This is a genomic window from Rudaea sp., from assembly GCF_057139185.1.
In genome coordinates, this window is sequence record NZ_DBNHDN010000017.1 from 24,780 (window position 1) to 45,496 (window position 20,717).

General features: G+C 64.4%; 14 protein-coding genes and 1 tRNA gene. 4 read left to right on the plus strand and 11 right to left on the minus strand.

All coding sequences use genetic code 11. From position 1 onward, the window contains the following. Nucleotides 1-18: 18 nt before the first annotated feature. The 3 genes from AC16HO_RS06630 to AC16HO_RS06640 form a co-directional block, all read right to left on the minus strand. A complete protein-coding gene (locus tag AC16HO_RS06630) occupies nt 19-1,068 on the minus strand; it encodes a GSU2403 family nucleotidyltransferase fold protein (protein ID WP_395643735.1) in 1,050 nt (349 codons plus the stop codon). A gap of 215 nt (nt 1,069-1,283) precedes the next feature. After that, nucleotides 1,284-1,363, minus strand: a tRNA-Ser gene (locus AC16HO_RS06635). 26 nt (nt 1,364-1,389) lie between these two features. Further along, the gene (locus tag AC16HO_RS06640; protein WP_395643736.1) at nt 1,390-2,139 is read right to left on the minus strand and encodes a type ISP restriction/modification enzyme; all 750 of its coding nucleotides are present in this window, start codon (nt 2,137-2,139) and stop codon (nt 1,390-1,392) included. 73 nt (nt 2,140-2,212) lie between these two features. Between AC16HO_RS06640 and AC16HO_RS06645 the strand changes: the two genes are divergently transcribed. Together AC16HO_RS06645 and AC16HO_RS06650 are read left to right on the plus strand one after the other, a co-directional pair. Then, nucleotides 2,213-4,141 carry an ATP-binding cassette domain-containing protein gene (locus tag AC16HO_RS06645; RefSeq protein ID WP_395643737.1) on the plus strand — a complete coding sequence of 643 codons (1,929 nt, stop codon included), beginning with the start codon at nt 2,213-2,215 and terminating at the stop codon, nt 4,139-4,141. Nucleotides 4,142-4,196: 55 nt separating this feature from the next. Further along, entirely contained in the window at nt 4,197-6,440 is a 2,244-nt protein-coding gene (locus AC16HO_RS06650; RefSeq protein WP_395643738.1) for a patatin-like phospholipase family protein, read from the plus strand. Between the two features lie 9 nt (nt 6,441-6,449). On the opposite strand, the gene AC16HO_RS06655 is transcribed toward AC16HO_RS06650, so the two are convergent. The 3 genes from AC16HO_RS06655 to sucC form a co-directional block, all read right to left on the minus strand. Then, entirely contained in the window at nt 6,450-8,072 is a 1,623-nt protein-coding gene (locus AC16HO_RS06655; RefSeq protein ID WP_395643739.1) for an NAD+ synthase, read from the minus strand. An 87-nt stretch (nt 8,073-8,159) separates the two neighbouring features. Beyond that, nucleotides 8,160-9,032, minus strand: a complete 873-nt coding sequence (gene sucD / locus AC16HO_RS06660; protein ID WP_395643740.1) for a succinate--CoA ligase subunit alpha — start codon at nt 9,030-9,032, stop codon at nt 8,160-8,162. Nucleotides 9,033-9,051: 19 nt separating this feature from the next. Continuing rightward, nucleotides 9,052-10,218: an ADP-forming succinate--CoA ligase subunit beta gene (gene sucC, locus AC16HO_RS06665; RefSeq protein ID WP_395643741.1), complete on the minus strand. Its 1,167-nt coding sequence runs from the start codon at nt 10,216-10,218 to the stop codon at nt 9,052-9,054. Between the two features lie 225 nt (nt 10,219-10,443). On the opposite strand from sucC, the gene AC16HO_RS06670 reads away from it, so the two are divergent. Together AC16HO_RS06670 and AC16HO_RS06675 are read left to right on the plus strand one after the other, a co-directional pair. Then, a complete protein-coding gene (locus tag AC16HO_RS06670; RefSeq protein ID WP_395643742.1) occupies nt 10,444-12,072 on the plus strand; it encodes a sensor histidine kinase in 1,629 nt (542 codons plus the stop codon). After that, on the plus strand, nt 12,069-13,520 hold the full coding sequence (locus AC16HO_RS06675; protein WP_395643844.1) for a sigma-54-dependent transcriptional regulator: 1,452 nt from the start codon (nt 12,069-12,071) through the stop codon (nt 13,518-13,520). The genes AC16HO_RS06670 and AC16HO_RS06675 overlap by 4 nt, the downstream gene beginning before the upstream one ends. A 34-nt stretch (nt 13,521-13,554) precedes the next feature. Here AC16HO_RS06675 and AC16HO_RS06680 read toward each other — a convergent pair whose 3' ends face one another. The 5 genes from AC16HO_RS06680 to AC16HO_RS06700 all read right to left on the minus strand — a co-directional run bounded on the left by AC16HO_RS06680 (nt 13,555) and on the right by AC16HO_RS06700 (nt 20,662). Further along, on the minus strand, nt 13,555-14,880 hold the full coding sequence (locus tag AC16HO_RS06680; protein ID WP_395643743.1) for a sensor histidine kinase: 1,326 nt from the start codon (nt 14,878-14,880) through the stop codon (nt 13,555-13,557). Continuing rightward, on the minus strand, nt 14,877-15,539 hold the full coding sequence (locus tag AC16HO_RS06685; RefSeq protein WP_395643744.1) for a response regulator: 663 nt from the start codon (nt 15,537-15,539) through the stop codon (nt 14,877-14,879). The genes AC16HO_RS06680 and AC16HO_RS06685 overlap by 4 nt, the downstream gene beginning before the upstream one ends. Nucleotides 15,540-15,673: 134 nt before the next feature. Beyond that, the gene (locus tag AC16HO_RS06690) at nt 15,674-18,604 is read right to left on the minus strand and encodes a TonB-dependent receptor plug domain-containing protein (RefSeq protein ID WP_395643745.1); all 2,931 of its coding nucleotides are present in this window, start codon (nt 18,602-18,604) and stop codon (nt 15,674-15,676) included. Between the two features lie 141 nt (nt 18,605-18,745). Next, nucleotides 18,746-19,687 (minus strand): YncE family protein, encoded by a 942-nt coding sequence (locus tag AC16HO_RS06695; RefSeq protein ID WP_395643746.1) that lies wholly within the window; start codon nt 19,685-19,687, stop codon nt 18,746-18,748. Between the two features lie 147 nt (nt 19,688-19,834). After that, a complete protein-coding gene (locus AC16HO_RS06700) occupies nt 19,835-20,662 on the minus strand; it encodes a hypothetical protein (protein ID WP_395643747.1) in 828 nt (275 codons plus the stop codon). Nucleotides 20,663-20,717 lie beyond the last annotated feature (55 nt).

The following is a 20,717-nucleotide window of genomic DNA, read 5'->3' on the forward strand; positions in this document are numbered from 1 at the left end:
GCGCTGTGCCGGATTCGTTCACTTGCTCTTTATCATCGTCTTGAAGCGTTCCACGATCTCGCTGGCCTCGGCGGGAGCGGCACCCAACGACTGCCGGGCCCGTTTGACCCAACCCGCGCCGCGGGCGGACAGAACCTGCCATGCGTCGATCAGCGCCCCCGGCGCACGTTGCAGGTGCCAGTCGATCAGGCACACCGCCTGCGCGATGTCTTTGCGGTACTTCGCGTGGCGCGGCCCGCGCTCGGCGGCGACGATCAGTTTGTGCAGCCCGTAACGCGCGGGATCAGGCAAGTTGACCAGGCACGCATCGGCACGGTCGATCAGCACCGCCTGTCCGGGCGATTCGAACAAATAGTCGAGGAACTTCCGTGGTGCCGGCACGATGCCGAGATCGGGCATCGCGAGCAGTTCGGCCTTGCGCCGCATCGGGGTAATGAAATCGATGCGCAGATCGGGTTCACGTTCGCTCACGTACTGGCTGGCCAGGCCCTTGGGGCCGCCGAGCGCCGGCAGATAGCCCATCTGCAGCGAGGCCAACGCATCGTGCGCATCAATGCGCAAATCCGCGGGCAGCGCCACCTCCACGTTGCCGCCTGCGCCGCGATGCGCGAAATCAAGATCAAGCGTGCGCGTATTGCCTTCCCACGCGACCCCGAGCTGGTTGCCCATGGCCGCGAACGCATGCGTGCCCACGAGCAGCCCACCCGCGCGGAAGAACTGGTAGTCCGCAAAGCGCTTGACGATGCGGAAGTGCTTGGGCGGAACCGGCGCGCACCCCTGCGCCAGCGCGCTTGCGGCCTGACGCGCTATTGCGGCCAGTGACGGCACCCCGCGCGCGCGCGCCTCCTCGATGGCCGTGATGGCGGGCCCGTCCGGACCGAGATAGTACTCGCGCTTGCGCCCATCGATTTCCTTGAACGCCCAATAGGCGTAGCGCCGGCCCTTGATCGTCTTCCACAGCACCTTGCCCGACAATGCGGCTGGCGTGCGCGTCGTCTCGTGGGCCTGCACCATCTCGAACAATTCGGCGTAGGCGGTCTGCGCGGCAACGGGCAATTCGCGGTACATGGACAGGGCAGGTCCGGTGTTAAACGTTTAACGTCGCTTTTGCCTCGTCGCGGCGGGCGATTGGCAACACAGGGACGTTACGCCCCCAAGACGTCCCATCTGTTATACCACCGAAGCGATATCGGGTGGTATAACTTTTGCAATAGGCATGATGGAGCCGCCGCGCTACCCCTGCCCTGCGATGCCAAGGTGCTTCCGAATTCGACACACGGAGCGGGCGCGGCGCCGGGACTCGAACCCGGATCATAGCGAAGCCGAAGCTCCCCTAACCGTTCCATTTGGAAACTACCGCGCCCGCGCGGACATTCTCGCATACGTCGCTCAGCGCACCACACTCCGCATGGCCATCACGATTTCCTGCGTGCACACGCTCACGCGCGTCACGCGCGCGATGAGGTCGATGACCTTGTCCTTGTAGTCGGCAAAACGATAGGTGCTGAATTTTTCGCGGATGGTCGCGTCCTTGGGCTTTTTTTCCTTGTACTGGTCGAGAATCCATTCCAGTGCGCAGCGGTTGCCGAGCTTGTAGTCCCAGGCCTCGGGCGGGATGCCGGCGAGCGTGGTTTCCGAATCCAGCGCGATCGTGCCGTGTTCCTTGTCGGCCATAAGCCGCGCCTTGGGCGCGGCACCGTTCTTGCGCGCTTTTTCGTCCGGCGTGTCGAGGCGTTGCAATTGCCACGGCTCGACTTTTTCGTAGCCGATGTGCAGGTCCATCAGTTCCCGGCCCCACTGCGCCCACTGCCAGAAGTCGGCGTAGAACGGAATGCGCGGAAAATCGCGCTTGAGGTTCTGCGCGTATTTTTCGCGGTAGACGGGATCGTGCAGCACGGCGTAGACGTAATGGAAAATCGCTTCCTTGGTGATCGACCGTTCCTTCTTGCCGCGGCCGGGCGTGTAGTGCTTGCGGAACTGATCGAGCGCCCAGTCGGTGATGTTGTCGATGCACTTGCCATTTTCGTATCGATTGAGCGCAAGAACTTGCGCCGCACTCGGCATGAACACGTCCTTGTTTGGCACTTGATCCAGTGCAATCACGCCGAACTCGCTGCGCTCTGGAAAAGCGTGAAACATTTTTCACTGTCCGCGAAACCGTTGAAAGACGTTTTTTTCAATGCAGCACGACGCGACCGTTTACAATTCCGCCATGCCTCTGATCCAGCTCCAAAGCGTCGACTTCAGCGTCGGCGGACCGCTGCTGCTCGAACAGGTCGATCTCACCATCGAGCCGGGCGAGCGTGTGTGCGTGGTCGGCCGCAATGGCGAGGGCAAATCCACTCTGCTGCGCCTGCTCGCCGGCGAGATAAAACCCGACGACGGTGAGCTGCGCGTACAGGGCGGCGTGCGCGTGGCCAAGCTCGCGCAGGAAGTGCCGCGGGACGCGCGCGGCAGCGTGTTCGACGTGGTCGCGCAGGGCCTTGGGAACCTCGGCGTCCTGCTCGCGCAATATCATCATCTGATCGCGGAGCATTCCGCCGATCTGGCGGCGCTCGGCACGGTACAGGCGCAGATCGAGGCGCAGCACGGCTGGGACCTGGACCGCCGCGTCGCGCAGGTGCTCGAGCGCCTGGAACTGCCCGCCGACATCGATTTCGCCGCGCTGTCCGGCGGCATGAAACGCCGCGTGCTGCTCGCGCAGGCGCTGGTGCGCGCGCCGGACGTATTGCTGCTCGACGAGCCGACCAATCACCTCGACATCAGCGCGATCGCGTGGCTGGAGGAATTCCTGCGCGGCGCACCGTTCAGTGTCGTCTTCGTCACCCACGACCGCAGTTTCCTGCGCGCGCTGGCCACGCGGATTGTCGAAATCGATCGCGGGCAGGTCACATCGTGGCCCGGCGACTACGGGAACTACCTGCGCCGCCGCGAGGAACGCCTGCACGCGCAGGCACAGGCGAATGCGCTGTTCGACAAGAAACTCGCTCAGGAAGAGGTCTGGATTCGCCAAGGCATCAAGGCGCGGCGCACGCGCAACGAAGGCCGCGTGCGCGCACTCAAGGCACTGCGCCGCGAACGCGCCGAACGGCGCGAAGCAACGGGTAGCGCGAAAATGACGCTGGCGACCGGGCAGGCCTCGGGCAAGAAAGTCATCGAGGCGCGCGCCGTCGACTACGCCTGGGACGACAAACTCATCCTGCGCGATTTCTCGACCACGATTTTGCGCGGCGACCGCATCGGCATCATCGGCGCGAATGGTTCCGGCAAGAGCACGCTGTTGAAACTGTTGCTCGGCGAGTTGAAGCCGCGGCGCGGCGAAATCGAAGCCGGCACCAACCTGTCGATCGCCTACTTCGACCAGCTCCGCAGCGCGCTGCGCGAAGACTGGAACGCGCTCGACAATGTCGCCGAAGGCACCGAGTACATCGAACTCAATGGCAGCCGCAAGCACGTGCTCGGCTACCTGCAGGACTTCCTGTTCTCGCCGGAGCGCGCACGCGCGCCGATCACGCGCCTGTCCGGTGGCGAGCGCAACCGCCTGCTGCTCGCGAAACTGTTCGCGCAACCCTCGAACCTGCTGGTCATGGACGAGCCGACCAACGATCTCGACGTGGAGACGCTGGAGCTGCTCGAGGAACTGCTCGCCGCCTACCCGGGCACCCTGCTGCTCGTCTCGCACGACCGCGAGTTCATCGACAACGTGGTGACCTCGACCCTGGTGCTCGAAGGCGACGGCCGCGTCGGCGAATACGTCGGCGGGTTCGGCGACTGGCTGCGGCAAAGACCCGCGTCGGCTCGCCATCCCGGCAAAGAAACAGAAATACAGATGAAAGGGATGCCGGCTGACGCCGACATGACGGATACGCCGGATCCCGGCTTGCGCCGGGTTGACGAGCGAAAGGAATCCGCCGCTGCGGCAAAACGCAAACTCAGCTACAAGGACGCACGCGAGCTCGAACAGCTGCCGGTCCGCATCGAGTCGCTCGAAAACGACATCGCCGCGCGCAGCGCGGCGATGAACGACCCGGCATTTTTCAAGCAGGACAGCGCCGCGATCCTCGCCGCGAACGGCGAACTCGCGAAACTGCAGGCCGAACTCGACCAGGCCTACGCGCGCTGGCAGGCGCTCGAAAGCTGAGCGCAAGTCGGCTAGGCTTGGCCTGCCCCTCCAACGTCGATCGCCGCGCCCGACCATGCTTCGCCTCCTCGCCCTCCTCGCCTTCCTCGCACTCGCCACGGCGGGCGTAGCCCCCACCGAAGCTTCCGCGCAATCACTTCGCCCGAAGACCTGCCTCGTGCTCGGCGGCGGCGGCGCGCGCGGTGCCGCGCACATCGGCGTTCTGAAAGTGATCGAACGCGAGCACATACCGATCGACTGCATCACCGGCACCTCGATGGGCGCGATCGTCGGCGGCCTCTACGCCGCGGGTTACAACGCGACGGAGATAGAAGTGGTGCTCAAGAGCATCGACTGGAAGGACGTGTTCAACGACGATCCGCCGCGCGAAGAGTTGCCGATGCGGCGCAAGGAGGACGAACTGCGCTTCCTCGGCGGCATCGAGTTCGGCCTGCGCGACGGCAAGATCGCCCTGCCGCGCGGCGCAATCCAGGGGCAGAAGCTGCAACTGCTGCTGCGCCGTCTGCTGCTGTCCACGTTGCGCACCGAGGACTTCGACGACCTGCCGATTCCGTTCCGTTCGGTTGCGACCGACATCGGCAAGGGCGAGAAGGTCGTGTTCGCGAGCGGCGATCTGGCCATGGCGATCCGCGCAAGCATGTCGGTCCCCGCGGCCTTCGCGCCGATCCGCTACCAGGGCCACCTGCTCGTCGACGGAGGCATCGTCGACAATGTGCCGATCGAGGAGGCGCGCAAGCTCGGCGGCACGCGCCTGATCGTGGTCAATGTCGGCGCGCCGCTCGCCTCCGAGAATGAACTGACTTCGCCGTTCGCGATTGCCAACCAGATGTTGACCGCGATGATGAAGCGGCAGACGGACGCACAACTGCACACGCTCGGCGCCGGCGACGTGCTGCTCGTGCCGGCGCTAGGCGATCTGTCCAGCGCCGCATTCGACCGCACTCCCGAAGCAGTCGCGTACGGTGAGCAGGCCGCCGACGCCCAGCTCGCCGCGTTGCGTACGTTCTCCGCCAGCGAAACCGATTACGCCGCGTTCACCGCGCATCATCGACAGAAGCCGTTCGATCCGCCGCTGATCGCGTTCCTCGACGTACTCACCGGCCGCAGCCGCACCGCGGACTACGTGCGCCAGCGCCTGTCCGATACGGTCGGCAAACGGTTCGACACTTCGATGCTCGAAGACCGCATCGGCCTCGCCTATGGTGAAGGCAGCTACGAGCGCATCACCTACGATCTCGCCGACAGGGATGGCGGCACCGGTCTCGTCGTGCAACCGGTCGACAAGGGCTGGGGACCGAACTTCCTGCGCGTGGGCCTGCGCCTGGCCGACAACTTTGCCGGGCGCAGCAGCTACCAGTTGTTCACCGAGGCGAATTTCACCGGCCTCAACTCGCTCGGTGGCGAAAGCCGCAACCGCGTCCAGCTCGGCGAGGTCACCGAACTGTACAGCGAGTTCCTGCAGCCGTGGGGACGTCTGGGCCAGTTCTACGTCGCGCCCTTCCTGCAATACAAGGCCTACAACTTCCCGCTCGACGACAACGGCATCGAACTCGCCGAGTACCGCCGCCAACGTTATCTCGGCGCGGTCGAGTTCGGTTACACGCCCGATGCGAGCTGGCAGTTGTCGTCGGCACTCGAATACGGACACGATGCGGCGCACCTGCGCATCGGCACGCCCAGCAGCGCCGAGCGACCGGTCGGGCTGCCGAAGAATGTGTCCAGCGACTTCGGTGGCGTCGTCCTGCGTGCGGTTTACGACGACCTCGACAACGGTGCGTTTCCCAAGCGAGGGGTGCGCCTGGACGTCTCCGAAGAGCTGTTGCTGACCCAACTCGGGTCGAGCGACGCCGCGCGCATCACGCGCCTGCGCTGGGATTGGGCGCTGTCGCGCGGCGTCAACCATGTGCTGCTCGGCGCCAGCGTCGCCGCCGCCAGCGGCCACGGCGCGAACGCACAGATCGCCGCGCTGAGCCAGATCGGCGGCCTCGCCAACCTCTCCGGCTACACCGAAAACCAGTTGTTCGCCTCGAACACCGCGTTGCTGCGCGCGATCTACTACCGGCGCATGACCAATGCCGATGCGCTGTTCAGCGTCCCGCTCTACTTGGGCGGCAGCCTCGAAGCCGGCGGCTGGTGGAACGAGCGCCGTCGCATCGGCAGCAACATGATCGGCGCCGGCAGCGTCTTCGTCGGCATCGACACGTTCCTCGGACCGATCTTTCTCGGCTACGGCTACGCGCAGGGCGGGCACAGCGCGGCGTACCTGACGTTCGGCTCGCTGCTGCGCGCGAACGAGTAGCGGCGCAGATCAGCGCCAGGCCGAGGTGATCGGATACCGGCGCTCGCGCCCGAACGCGCGCCGCGACACCTTCGGCCCCGGCGCGGCCTGATGGCGCTTCCATTCGTTGATGCGCACGAGGCGCAGCACATGCTCGACGACCTCGGCACTGTAGCCGGCGCGCACGATGTCCTCGCGCGATTGCTCCTGGTCGACATAGCGCAGCAGGACCGCATCGAGCACGTCGTACGGCGGCAGCGAGTCCTGGTCGGTCTGGTTCTCGCGCAGTTCCGCGGTCGGCGCACGCGTGATGACCTCGGGCGGAATCACCGGCGCGCCGCCGACCGTGTTGCGCCAGTTGGCGAGCGCGTAGACCTCGGTCTTGTACAGATCCTTGATCGGCGCGTAGCCGCCGCACATGTCGCCGTAGATCGTCGCGTAGCCGACCGCGTATTCGCTCTTGTTGCCGGTGGTGAGCACGAGGCCGCCGAACTTGTTCGACAGCGCCATCAGCATCGTGCCGCGGCTGCGCGATTGCAGATTTTCTTCGGTCGCATCGACCGCATGTCCGGCGAACATCGGTGCGAGTGCATCGAGGAAACCGTTGACTGGCGCTTCGATTGGCACGGTGAAGAGCCTCACGCCGAGCGCGCGTGCCTGCTCGTCGGCGAGATCGTTGCTCTGCCCCGAAGTGTACTTCGACGGCAGGCGCACGCCGGTCACGTTGTCTGCGCCGAGCGCATCCACCGCGATCGCGAGTACGAGCGCCGAGTCGATGCCACCCGACAGGCCGATCCAGACTTTGCTGAACCCGTTCTTCGCGCAGTAGTCGCGCGTGCCGCGCACGATCGCGCGCCAGGCGAGTGCATCGCGGCCCTCGTCGCCATCGGCGGGCCAGCCGACCGGGGCGAACTTGCGCGTGGTTGCATCGTAGTCGGCAATGCACCAGTGGTCTTCGAAAGCGCGCGCGGCATGGTGGATGTGGCCGTCGCCGTCGGCGAGCACCGAGGCTCCGTCGAACACGAGCGCGTCCTGGCCGCCGACGAGATTGAGATAAGCCAGTGCCACGCCCGTTTCCTTCACTCGCGTCGCGAGCAAGGCGTCGCGCTGCGCGTGCTTGTCGCGCTCGAACGGCGAGGCGTTCGGCACGATGACGAGTTGCGCGCCGCGCTCGACCGTGGCGGCGAGCGGCTCGGCAAACCACAAGTCCTCGCAAATGATGAGGCCGACAGACACGCCGCTCACCGCGAACACGCACGAGCCGCCATCCGCGTCGACGTCGAAATAGCGGCGCTCGTCGAACACCGCGTAGTTCGGCAGCTCGCGCTTGCGGTACGTTGCCTCGATGCCGCCGTCGCGCAACACCGAGGCAGCGTTGTAGACGACCGCGCCGGCCGCCTGCGGCCAGCCGACCACGGCGACGATGCCGTGTACGCTTGCCGCGATGCGCTGCAGCGCAGCTTCGCATTCGGCGAGAAAGCTCGGCCGCAACAGCAGATCCTCGGGCGGATAGCCGCTGATCGAAAGCTCCGGAAACAGCACGAGATCGGCGCGGTGCACGTCGCGCGCCTCAGCGATCATCGCCGCGATGCGCTCCGCGTTGCGCGCGACTGCGCCGACGGGAAAATCGAATTGCGCGAGAGCGATACGCATCGTAGAAACCTGCTGACTCGGCGCTAAGCGGCTCCGCCGCTTAACGCCGAGAGTTATTGCCGCAAGCGCAGCTTGTCGGCAACAACCTTATTTCAACCGCGCCGCGATCGCCTTGCCCAGATCGGCCGGCGACTTGACCGTGGTCACGCCGGCTTTCTCGAGCGCCGCGAACTTGGCCGCGGCCGTGCCCTTGCCACCGGAGATGATCGCGCCGGCATGGCCCATGCGCTTGCCCGCGGGCGCGGAGGCGCCGGCGATGAAGGCGACGACCGGCTTGGTCACGTACTCGGCGATGAATTCGGCGGCTTCTTCCTCGGCGCTGCCGCCGATTTCGCCGACCATGATGATGCCTTCGGTCTGCGCATCGTCCTGGAACAGCTTCAGGCAGTCGATGAAGTTGAGGCCGTTGATCGGGTCGCCGCCGATGCCGATGCAGGTGGACTGGCCGAGGCCTTCGTTGGTGGTCTGGAACACGGCCTCGTAGGTGAGCGTGCCCGAGCGCGAGACGATGCCGACCTTGCCCGGCTTGTGGATGTGGCCCGGCATGATGCCGATCTTGCACTCGCCCGGGGTGATGACGCCGGGGCAGTTCGGGCCGATCAGTACGGTGTCGGAATAGTCCTTCAAGCGGTTCTTCACGCGCAGCATGTCGAGCACCGGGATGCCCTCGGTGATCGCAACGATGACCTTGATGCCCGCGTCGGCCGCTTCGAGGATGGCGTCGGCCGCGAACGGCGGCGGCACGAAGATCATCGTGGCGTCGGCGCCAGTCTCGTCGACCGCGTCCTGCACCGTGTTGAACACGGGCAGGCCGATGTGCTGGGTGCCGCCCTTGCCCGGCGTGACGCCGCCGACGACCTTGGTGCCGTAGTCGAGCGCCTGCTCGGAATGGAACGTACCCTGCTGGCCGGTGAAGCCCTGGGTGATGACCTTTGTGGATTTGTTTACAAGTACACTCATGGGAATTCTCGTCTCTCGATCAGGCGGCCTTGACCGCAGCGACCGCCTTCTGGGCGGCATCGTTCAGGTCCAGCGCCGGCGTGATCTTCAAACCGGAATTGGCAAGCAACTCGCGGCCCGCTTCCACGTTCGTGCCTTCGAGGCGCGCGACGACCGGAATCGTCAGGCCCACCTCCTTGACCGCGCCGATGATGCCCTCGGCGATCAGGTCGCAACGCACGATGCCGCCGAAGATGTTGACCAGGATGCACTTGACCTTGTCCGAGGACAGGATCAGCTTGAACGCCTCGGTCACGCGTTCCTTGGTCGCGCCGCCGCCGACGTCGAGGAAGTTCGCCGGCTCCGCGCCGTTGAGCTTGATCACGTCCATCGTCGCCATGGCGAGGCCGGCGCCGTTGACCATGCAGCCGATGTTGCCGTCCATGGTGACGTAGTTGAGGTTGTGCCTGACCGCGACCGCTTCGGCCGGGTCTTCCTGCGATTCGTCGCGCATCGCGGCCAGATCGGCGTGGCGGAACTCGGCGTTGTCGTCGGAGTTGACCTTGCCGTCGAGCGCGACGAGGTCGCCGGCCTTGTTGATCGCGAGCGGGTTCAGTTCGACCAGGGCCAGATCCTTCTCGTTGAACAGCTTGTACAGGCCGAGCATGATCCGGGTCAGCTGGCCTGCCTGCTTGGCGTTGAGCCCCATCGCGAAGCCGAGCTGGCGGCACTTGTACGGCTGCAGGCCTTCGACGAAGTTCACTTCGAGGGTGTGGATGTCCTCCGGGTTCTCGCGCGCGACCTGCTCGATATCGACGCCGCCGCGTGCGGAGGCGATGAAGGCGACGGATTTCGTGCCGCGGTCGACGAGCACCGACAGGTACAGTTCCTTGGCGATGTCGCTGGCCTCGGTGACGAGGACGACGTTGACCGGCAGCGCGCGGCCACCCGACTGGTAGGTCTCCATCTTCGTGCCGAGCATCTTCGCGGCCGCCGCCTTGACCTCATCGAACGTCTTGACCAGCTTGACGCCGCCGGCCTTGCCGCGGCCGCCGGCATGGATCTGCGCCTTGACCACCCATTCATCGCCGCCGAGTGCTTTCGCGGCATCGACGGCCTCTTCGGGCGTCCTGGCGATCTTGCCCGGGGGCACGGGGATGCCGTAGTCGGCGAACAATTGCTTGGCCTGATACTCGTGGAAATTCATGGACCACCTTGGGGGGAGTTGGTGAATACACGCGGCGCGCCGGCGCGGCCGGGGCGCGTATTGTGATGAATCGCCGGGCCAAAAAAAAGGCCGACGCCATTTCCCGTGGCCACGAACCTGCTGCGGCGCAGCCCGGCCGGCAACGCGCCGCCTCACAAGTGCGATTCGACCGCTTATACTTGCCCACGGGGAAAAACCCGCAAAACAATAAGGAATCACCCGGCCGTGGCCGTCGCCGCCGTCCAATCCAGCTTCGCCGCCCGCGCCGCAAGCGATACCGCCGCAATCACGCGCGAGTTCTATTTTTTCAACCTGTTCCGCGTCCTCGAAGCGGTCATCATCATTGCGCTGATGTTCAGTCCGTACGCGGTCGAATGGGTCAGCCTCGTGCACCCCGAGCTCGGCCGCGGCACCGCGCTGTTCTACATGATCTTCGCAGTGCTCACCGTCGCCTTCGCCACGCGCGAGGCGCGCTACTACCGAACCTGGGTCGATGCCTCGCTGGTCGTCGACATCCTGGTCTGCGCCCTGGCGATGTTCTCCATCCGTCACCAGTTCATCAGCCTGGCCCTGCTCCTGCTCGTCAATATCGGCGGCGCGGCGACCCTGCTGCCGCGACGCATCTCGTTCTTCTTCGCCGCGTTGGCGACGTTCGGCGTGTTCGCCCAGAACATCGCCGGCAACCTGCTCAACGAGGATCATCGCGAAGTCCTCGAGGCCGGCATCTGCGGCCTGGCTTACTTCTCGGTTACCGGCCTGTGCCTGTTCCTCGGTCGGCGCATGCGTGCCTCCGAAGCGCTCGCCAGCCGACGAGGCAGCGACCTGCGCAACCTCGCCCAGATCAACGAGTTGATCATCCGGCGCATGAAGACCGGCGTGCTCGTCGTCGACGGCGGCAATACCGTGCACCGCTGGAACGAGGCCGCTGCCGCGTTGATCGGCAACCCCACCGACGGCCACAACGACCTCGGCCGCATCGCGCCCGAACTCTCGCGCCGGCTCTACCACTGGCGCACCTCGCGCAAGATCGACAACACGGCGATCTCGCTGGCCGAAGGTGCGCCCGAAGTGATCCCGCGCTTCACGCGCATGGCCGCGAACGACGCCGAGAACGTCCTTATCTTCCTCGACGACACCTCGCTCGTCTCGCGTCGCGCCGAGCAACTCACGCTCGCCTCGATGGGCCGGCTCGCCGGCTCGATCGCGCACGAGATCCGCAACCCGCTCGCCGCGATCAGCTACTCGGCGCAGTTGCTCGCCGAGTCCGAAGCACTCGACAGCGCAGACCAGCGCATGATCGAGATCATCCGCAGTCATGCCGGGCGTGTGAACGAGATCGTCGAGAACATCCTGCACCTTGCCCGGCGCGAACGCTCGATGCCGGAAAGCGTCGATCTCGTCGCCTGGACCGAGCGTTTCATCGTCGACTTCAAGGCCACGATCGACATCGGCGCAAACAGCCTCGCCGCCAAGCCGCAAAAGACGAAGGTGGAAACGCTGGTCGATCCGAAGCAGTTGCAACAGGTCGTGTGGAATCTCGTGCAGAACGCCCTGCGCTACGGCCATGCGCCCGGCGACCCGGCCCGCATCAGCCTGATCGTGCGCCAAACCGGCGACCGTGGCCCGCCGATGCTCGACATCGTCGACCGCGGACCCGGCATCCCGGCCAAGGTCGCAGCGCAGATTTTCGAGCCATTCTTCACCACCCATGAACTCGGCACGGGCCTGGGCCTCTATCTCGCGCGCGAGATGTGCCTGGCCAATCTCGCCACCCTCGAATATCTTCCGATCGCCGGCGGCGGCAGTTGCTTCCGCATAACCTTCGCGCCACCGCCGACGCCATCACTCAGCTGAACGGGGATTCGCGCCCGGCCCTGCGTCAGCGAAATTTTTCCGGTACGATCCCTCCGATGAGCCAACCCGCCGCCCTCATAATCGACGACGAACGCGACATCCGCGAACTGCTTTCGATCACGCTCGGCCGCATGGGCCTGCGCGTAGACACCGCCGCCGATGTCGCCCAGGCCAAGGCCCGGCTCGCGGAAACACACTACACACTCTGCTTCACCGACATGATGCTGCCCGACGGCTCCGGCCAGCAGATCGTGGAGTGGATCGCGGCCAATCATCCACGGACGCCGGTGGCAATGATCACGGCGCACGGCAACGTCGACGCGGCGGTGACCGCGCTCAAGGCCGGCGCGTTCGATTTCGTTTCCAAGCCGGTGGACATCACGATCCTGCGCCGTCTCGTCCAGGCCGCGCTCAAGCTCGCCGAGGAGAAGGGCTCCGACGCGCCGAGGACCGACGCCTCGCGCCTGCTCGGCGATTCTTCCGCGATGACCCAGCTGCGCGCGACGATTGACAAGCTCGCCCGCAGCCAGGCACCGGTCTACATCGCCGGCGAATCGGGGGTCGGCAAGGAGCTCGTCGCGCGCCTGATCCACGAGCAGGGTCCACGCGCCACCGCCCCGTTCGTACCGGTCAACTGCGGAGCGATCCCGGCCGAGCTCATGGAAAGCGAATTCTTCGGCCACATGAAAGGCAGCTTCACCGGCGCGGCCGCCGACAAGATCGGCCTGTTCCAGGCCGCCGCCGGCGGCACGCTGTTTCTCGACGAGGTCGCCGACCTGCCGATGCACATGCAGGTCAAGCTGCTGCGCGTGATCCAGGAGAAAGCCGTGCGCCCGATCGGCGGCCGCGCCGAGCTGCCGGTCGACGTGCGCATCCTCTGCGCCACGCACAAGGATCTCGGCCGGCTGGTCGAGGCCGGCCAGTTTCGTCAGGATCTCTACTACCGCATCAACGTCATTGAACTGCGCGTGCCGCCGCTGCGCGAGCGCCGCGACGACATACCCAAGCTCGCCGGTCGCATTCTCGAGCGGCTGGCGGGAAATTCCGGCGGCGCGCCCGCAAGGCTCAGCCCGGACGCGCTCGACGCATTGCTCCGCTATTCGTTCCCGGGCAACGTGCGCGAGCTCGAGAACGTGCTCGAACGCGCCGTCGCGCTGTGCGAGAACAACATGATCGCAGCCGACGACCTGCATCTTTCCACGCGCGCGCGCGTGCCCGACCTCGCCGCCGCGCCCGCAGTCGCCGCGCCGCAGGAGGACGAAGACGACGACGGTCTCGACGACGAGGCCACCGGAGTCGGCCTCGACAGCTACATTTCGAACCTCGAGCGCGAGGCGATCATGAAGGTGCTTCAGGAAACGCGCTACAACAAGACCGCCGCGGCGAAGAAACTCGGCATCACCTTCCGCGCTATGCGTTATAAGCTGAAGAAGCTCGGCATCGATTGAAGCCTTTCCGGAGTCATGGACGGGAAATCCCCGCTCATGCTGCAGACTCCGGAAACTCCACCCTGATGAGCAAGCCGCTGCCGCCCGCTGCCGTCAGCAGGCGGACAACGGCACCGTGTCTCGACGCGATGTTGCGAACGATCGCAAGACCCAGTCCGCTTCCGGTCTGCTGCGTCCCCTGACGGCGGAAGAACCGGTCGAATACGCGCTCGCGTTCGGCCTCTGGAACGCCGGGACCCGTATCGGCGATTTCGACGCAAGCATGCCGATCGCCGCCGTCGACGCGTACTTCCACCTGGCCGAAAGATGGAGTGTAGCGAATGGCGTTTTCGACGAGATTCTGCAACATGACGCGCAGCGCATCGAGATCACCCATGATGCCAACCGGCTCATCGGCGCGCACTTGCAGATCGATGGCTTTTTCGCGCACCAGAGGAGAGCATTCGTTGACGACCGAGGTCACCACGCCGGCGAGATCGAGTGGGAGCATCCGGTATTGAATGCCGTCCGGCTCATGTTTCGCCAAGGTCAGCAGTTGCTCCACGAGGCGTACCGCACGGTTGACGCCGTTGGCAAGATCGTTGAAGGCGGAAATCCGCTCGTCGGAAGATTGCGCACGCTGGGCGAGCTGCATTTGCAAGCGCACCGCGGCCAAAGGCGTGCGCAACTGATGCGCGGCGTCGGCCACGAAATTGCGTTGCACGGTAATCGCGCGGGCAAGCCGTTCGAGCAAATCGTTGAGGGCCAATACGAGTGGCAACAACTCTGCCTTCAATCCCCCCGTCGGCAGCGGCTGAAGCGCCGTCACCGATCGCTCCTTGAGGGATCTCATCACCTGCGTCAGCGGACGCAATCCCCTGTGGACCACGATCCAGACCAGCGCGCTGACCAATGGAAACAGAATCAAAAGCGGCACGATCGCCCGCAGCGCGATGCGCACCGCAAGCTGGTTGCGTGCTCTGAGCTGCAATCCCACTTGTATGTAGCGTCCACGCATGAGTACGCTGTAGATGCGCCAGGGTCCCGATGCCGTGGCTACGGTTTCATATCCGCTCTGCCGATCCAGTCGCAGACCGAGTGCGGGAACCGAGGAGTAGGTTTGAGTCCCATCGGGATCCCAAGTCTGGATGATGAACTGGTCATCGTCGTCGATGTCGAATTCCGTGCGTTTCGAGGCGTCGTTCTTCACCACGTCGAGCGGATTGCTCGAAATCGCCTCTGCCACCAGTCGCAACTGGTAGTCGTTGAGTTCGCCGACTTCGTTTTCGACGAGCGAGTACACCGCAACGGCCGCCGCCAGACAACACAACAGCAGGCCGCCGTTGAGCCAGCACAGCAACGCTCCACGAATGGACGTCATGTTTGAGCCTGCAGCACGTAGCCGACACCGCGCACGTTGCGGATGAAACCGACCCCGAGTTTTCGGCGCAGGGAATGGATGTGGACTTCAATCGCATTGCTCTGCACTTCCTCGCCCCAGCCGTAGAGTTTTTCCTCCAAGCGGTGTCTCGAAAGCACCACGCCCGGACGTTCCAGCAATGCCTCGAGGATCGCGAACTCCCGATGGGAAAGAAACAACGGCTGACCTGCCCAGATGGCCCCATGCGTTGCAGGAATCAGAACCAGTTCGCCGTAGCGCAAGGATGCATCCGAAATACCCATCGAGCGGCGATGCAGGGCGCGCAATCGCGCCACCAATTCGCCCAGGTCGAACGGCTTGGGCAGGTAGTCGTCCGCGCCGCTGTTGAGTCCCTTGACTCGATCGATGACGGAATCCCGCGCCGTGAGTATCAAGGCCGGCGTCGCCACGCTGCGCTCGCGGGATTGTCTGAGGAGATCCAGGCCATCGCAATCCGGCAAGCCCAGGTCGAGCAACCAAAGATCGTAGTCGCCGTCGACGAGTGCGCGGATCGACGAACGCCCGTCGCGCACCCAGTCAACGGCCATCGATTCCTGGCGCAGGCCCTTGCGCAGACCCGATCCGATCATTTCGTCATCTTCGGTCAAGAGCAGCTTCATGGCGTCAACCGGCCCAATGCCCATGCAACAGCGCCATCATGCCACGGGATGCCGGTCGGTCCACGAACTTCAGCATCCCATCGTCGCGATCCCGGATCGAGCTGCACCTCGCTCGCGGGATCGCGTTTCCGGACTCAGAATTGAAGTTCGAGCGAAGCGTAGGTCAGCCGTCCAAGCGGCGAATACGTGGCGACATCGGCATTGTTGTCGACGAAGGCGCGCGGGGCGAGCGGCGGCATGCGGTTGGCGAGATTGTTCATGCCGACCGCGATCTTGATGTCCTTGATCGCCTTGCCACCCTCGGTGCGGATGTCGTAACCGACACGCAAGTCCCAGGACGTGTAGCTGCCGACGTGGATTGGCGGCGAGGTACCGTTCGCGCCGGTGTCGTTGACCGAGGAGATCCAGGTGTTGCCAACGGTGACGTCCCATTCCTTCCACGCCCAATTGAACGTGGTGTAGAAGCGGTATTTCGGCAGGGTGCCACCAAACACGCCGGTGTTGTTCGCATTGCCCGCGTATTCGATGTAGGCCATGCCGGGCAGACCCTGGAACTTGAACTCGTTGAAGATCGCGCCAGCGGTCGAGATGCGGAAGTTGCCGTAGTTGTCGGTCGGGATCGTGTAATCACCCGAAACGTTCAGCGACTTCTCCTCGAGCGACGCGAGGTTGCGGAACTGGTCGACAAGGTAAAGGTTGTTCGCCTGGGTCGGATCGCCCTTGCCCGTTGCCGGATTGGTCAAATACGCGAGCAGATCACCCGGGTGCGTGAATGGCTGGGTGGCACCGCTCGTGCCCGGAAATGCGCCGACTGCGAGGTTGGCGAAATACGGTGATGCGGATCCGAGCGTGTTGATGCTCGAAAGGATGTTGTTGAAACCGATGCCGCCGGCGAACCCTTTCAGCGTGATTTCCGAGTAGTCGACTGCCAGCGACAGACCGGGCACGATGTTCGGACGCACCGTGAAGCCGAGTAGCTTCGATGTCGACTTTGCCGGCTTGAGATTCGGGTTGTTGCCGTCTTCGCCGTTGATCGGCATCGCGGTGTAGTTGCTGCCGAACACTCCCTGGATCACGCCGGCGCCGACCTGGCGCGTGTCAGTGGGTCCGTACTCGGCGTACAACGACGGCGCGCTGAACGACTTCGAATAGTTCCCGCGCACGATGAATTGCTTGTCGAATGGCTCCCAGCGGAAACCGACCTTCGGCACGAAGGAGGAACCGGCGTCGCTGTACTTTTCCTCGCGACCGGCAAGCGTGAGGTCGAGCGCATGCGCGCCGGCGAAATTCCATTCCTTGCCGGCGATCGGTACGCGCAATTCGGCGAACGCGCCGTAGATGTTGCGGCTCTTCGAGAACGGATCAGCGTAGGTTCCGCCGAGCCATTGCTGGCTGTTGCCGGTGGTGCTGCCGGTGACGGGGTCGGTGACTCGACCGTTCGCGTCGGCATGGCCGGACAGGCTTTCACGCCGCCCGCTGACCCCCAACGCGATCTCCACCTCGTCGGCCGGCAGATGGAACAGCTTGCCGTTGACGCTGGCGTCGAACGAGGCAAGCTCGCTGCTCGCATTGATCAGCTCGTTGCCGTAGAGATTGGCGAGCGCGGCTGGATTGACGCCCGCCGTCAACGCGAATGGATCGAGCGCGGGCTGGAGCACGAGCGGGCCGGTCAACGCGTAGCCGCCGTAGACCTTGCTGAACGTACCGCCCGCGATCGGGTTCCCGTTCGCGTCGAATCCGCCCGCGATCGCCTTGGCGATGTTCGGTTTGTAGATCAGGTTCGTCTGTGTCTGGTCAAGATCGCTGCGGCTGTAGACCGCTGCCGCCTCCCACGACCAGTCCTCACTGAAATGCCCGCGCAGGCCGCCGGTCACGCGATACGCGGTCACGTCGTTGTAAAAGTTGTGCGTGTTGGGAAGGTAGGAGAAAGCGACGCCGGTGAACGCCGCCTTCAACGGGTTGTATGGCGCGCCGGCCGGCACCGCGATGCCGGTGGCGGCCACGGGCCCCCAACGCGTGAAGCTGCGCCCGTGCGAGGCCTCCACGTCGCCGAACGCTTCGAGCTTGTCCTCGATCAGCGTCTTCGACAGGTTCGAAACGAAGGAAAGCTGGTTCTGGCGCAGCAACAACGTCTGGTACGGAGAAATGTCGAAACCGGCGGCGATCGCGGCCGGCGTCGTCTTCATATAGGTGCCGTTATTGACCAGGTCGATGATCGAGCCGGCCGTGGCGCCCGCGCCGACCGGGTTGTTCTGTCGTGGCGAGTACAGGCCAGCGTTGAGTAGATAGCCGGCCCCGCCGACCGCGCCCGGTATCGATGAGGTCTTGCCGTAGAGCGGGCTCGTGAACGAACGTGTGTTCTGGTACAGCGGATCGGACAGGTTGGCGGTCAGCGTGGCCACGACCTTCACGCCCGCGAGCGTGCCGCCGCCGGTAATCCACGCCGAACGCTCGCTGTAGTTGCCGTCCGCATCGCCCCAGCGCGAACCGGCGGTCACGCCCTCGTAGTCGGATTTGAGAATGAAGTTGACCACACCGCCGATCGCATCCGAGCCGTACAGCGACGAAGCGCCGTCGGCGAGCACCTCGATGCGATCGACGGCCTGTGCCGGAATCTGACTGATGTCGACGAAGTTCTTGCCGTTGATGCCGCCGATGCCGCTGTTGGCGACGCGGCGCCCGTTGATGAGGACCAGTGTCGGCAGGTTGCGCAACTGTATCTGCGAGCCGCCTGCGGTGTTCTGGTTGTTGTTGTTCGCGTTGCTGTTGCCGGCATTGCTGCGGCCGGCGAACGCGGGAACCGTCTTGCGCAGCAGTTCGAGCGCATTCGTGGTGATTCCGGATTGCGCGATCTTCTCGGCATCGATCGTCACCACCGGCACGACGACTTCGTCGGGCGCGGTGCGGATTGCACTGCCGGTAACGCTAACCTCGCCAAGTTTTTGCGTTTCGCCTTTCTCCGCGCCTAGCCTCTCCTGCGCACACGCTTCGGAAACCAGCGCTGCGCTGATACTTAGAGCCAAGGTCGACACCACTCCCAACGAAATCAGTTTATGGCTACGCATATCTCCCTCCATTGTGATGCCCGCTGGGGTGCTTGTGCCCCGGAGGCTGTGTGTTGTGGGATGTACGTTGTCCTGCGTGTCGCTCCCCCGATGGAACCTCCCGCGTGACGACCGCCCCCCCGGCAGCCGCAACGATTCTTCTTACCTCACGTCGTAGGCCATTACCGCCGCCGTCGCCTTGGTATCTCCGGGCGAAACAGCGACGAACAGTTTGTTCAATTGCGGCACGAGAATGCCCGTCTTGGCGCCGGGCGCCGAAAGCACCCGCGGCAATGGTTCGTAGTGGTCGGCGTCCTTTTCCGAGAACACGCCGATATAGCCCTCGCCGCCGAGCACGTAAACGCGTTTGCGCGCCGGATCGAATATCGCCTGGTCGCAACGTTCCGGCGCCTTGAATTCGGCGATCCGCGCGCCCGTGTCCGCGTTGACGACGATCAGCGTGCCCGGATTGCGCGTGACCACGAACAGCCGATGCGTCGCCTCGTCGAACGCGAGTGGCGCGTTGTCGCCTTTGGTCCTGATCGGCCAGGTGGTGATGACCTTGCGAGTGTTCTTATCGACCACCGCCATCTCCTTCTTGCCGGTGACATTGACGAAGATCTTGCTGCCATGCTCCTCGATCGCCATCGCTTCGATCTTGTCCGTGTCGAACTTGAGTTCGCCGTAGTTGTGGCCGGTATAGGGATCGAGCTCGACGAGCCAGGTGCTCGCCTGCTTCATGTCGCGCCCGCCGGCAGCGATGTATAGGCGCTTGCGCGTCGCGTCGTAGGCCATCGAATCGGCCCCCTTGGTGTGCTTGAACGAGCCGACGATCTTGTAGCTTGCGCCGTCGATGACCTTGGTCTCGCCGTCGGAGCCGGTCTGGGTCACGACGAGCTTATTGACGTCGGGCAGATACAGCAGGCCGTGCGGGGTTTCCAGGCCGTCGATCGTCTTCAGATGCTTGAGCGATTTCAGGTCGAAGACTTCGAGCGTATTGTGGTCCTCGGCGGCGAGAAACAGGCGATTGCCTTTCAGGTCGACTTCGAAATGGTCGAAGTCGCCTTCGTAGCCCGGCAACTCCACCTTGGCGGACGCTTCCATGGCAGTGACCGCGGCTTTGTGTTGCGCGGCATACGATATTTGCCAAGTCGTTGCCGCGATGAGGGCAGCGAACAACTTGCGGGCCAGCGGTTTGTGCGGCGTCATTTTCATGGTTCTCCAGATACGTTCGTCGGACCGGCGCCGAGGTCAATGCGCGGGCTGCACCAGTGCATCGGCGCTCGCGATCCGCGCCGCCATCACGGCGCGCATCTTTTCCGCGCGTTGGTGCATCGCCTGCCGGTCGTCGCCCTTCTTGTACGCAAAGACGACGCCGGCCGCGCCGATGACCTTGCCGTGCGCGTCGTGCAGCACGCCGAGGGATTCGAAGCGATCACCGCTTTCGTTCAACTCGAGCTTGGGCTTGCCGCTCTTGATCACGCCCATGTCGTCTTCGTCGGCAGGCTTGCCGATGCGGCCGATGTTGGAGGCGACAATGGGATATTCCGCCTTGGTTGGCACCGCGGCATGAACGGCGATGATGAGCACGTCCTTGTTGGCATCCAGCGCCTCGTCGACCAGTTTCTGTGCCAGGGTGTCCGCGGGCACTGCCGCATCGAACGGCGCCTTCTCGCCGAGGTTGGCGACGTGCGATATGCGCCGCGACATGTGATCGCGGATGTTCGTGGCTTCCTGGTCGAACGCCGCCTTGTCGTCGCCCGCCTTGTACTTGAACGCGACGCCGATGCTGCCGACGGTGCGGTGCGCAACGTCGAACAGCGGCAGGTTGACCTCGTAGCGATCGCCGGCCTTGTCGACGCCGACGCTGGCCTTGCCGGTCTTGATCACATCGAGATCTTCCGGATCGGCCTTCTCGCCAAGATGACCGTTATAGGTGGCGATCACCACGTTCTCGGTCGTCTTCGGCGGCGTGGCATGGATTTCGATGACGGCGACGTCGGGATGCGCGGCCACGACTCGGTCGACCAGTTCCTGCGCATAGATCTTCTTCGGCGCTTGCGTGGCTTGAGCGCACACGCAAGCCACGCACGCTGCAAAAACAATCGCGATGCGACGCATATCCTGTTTCCTC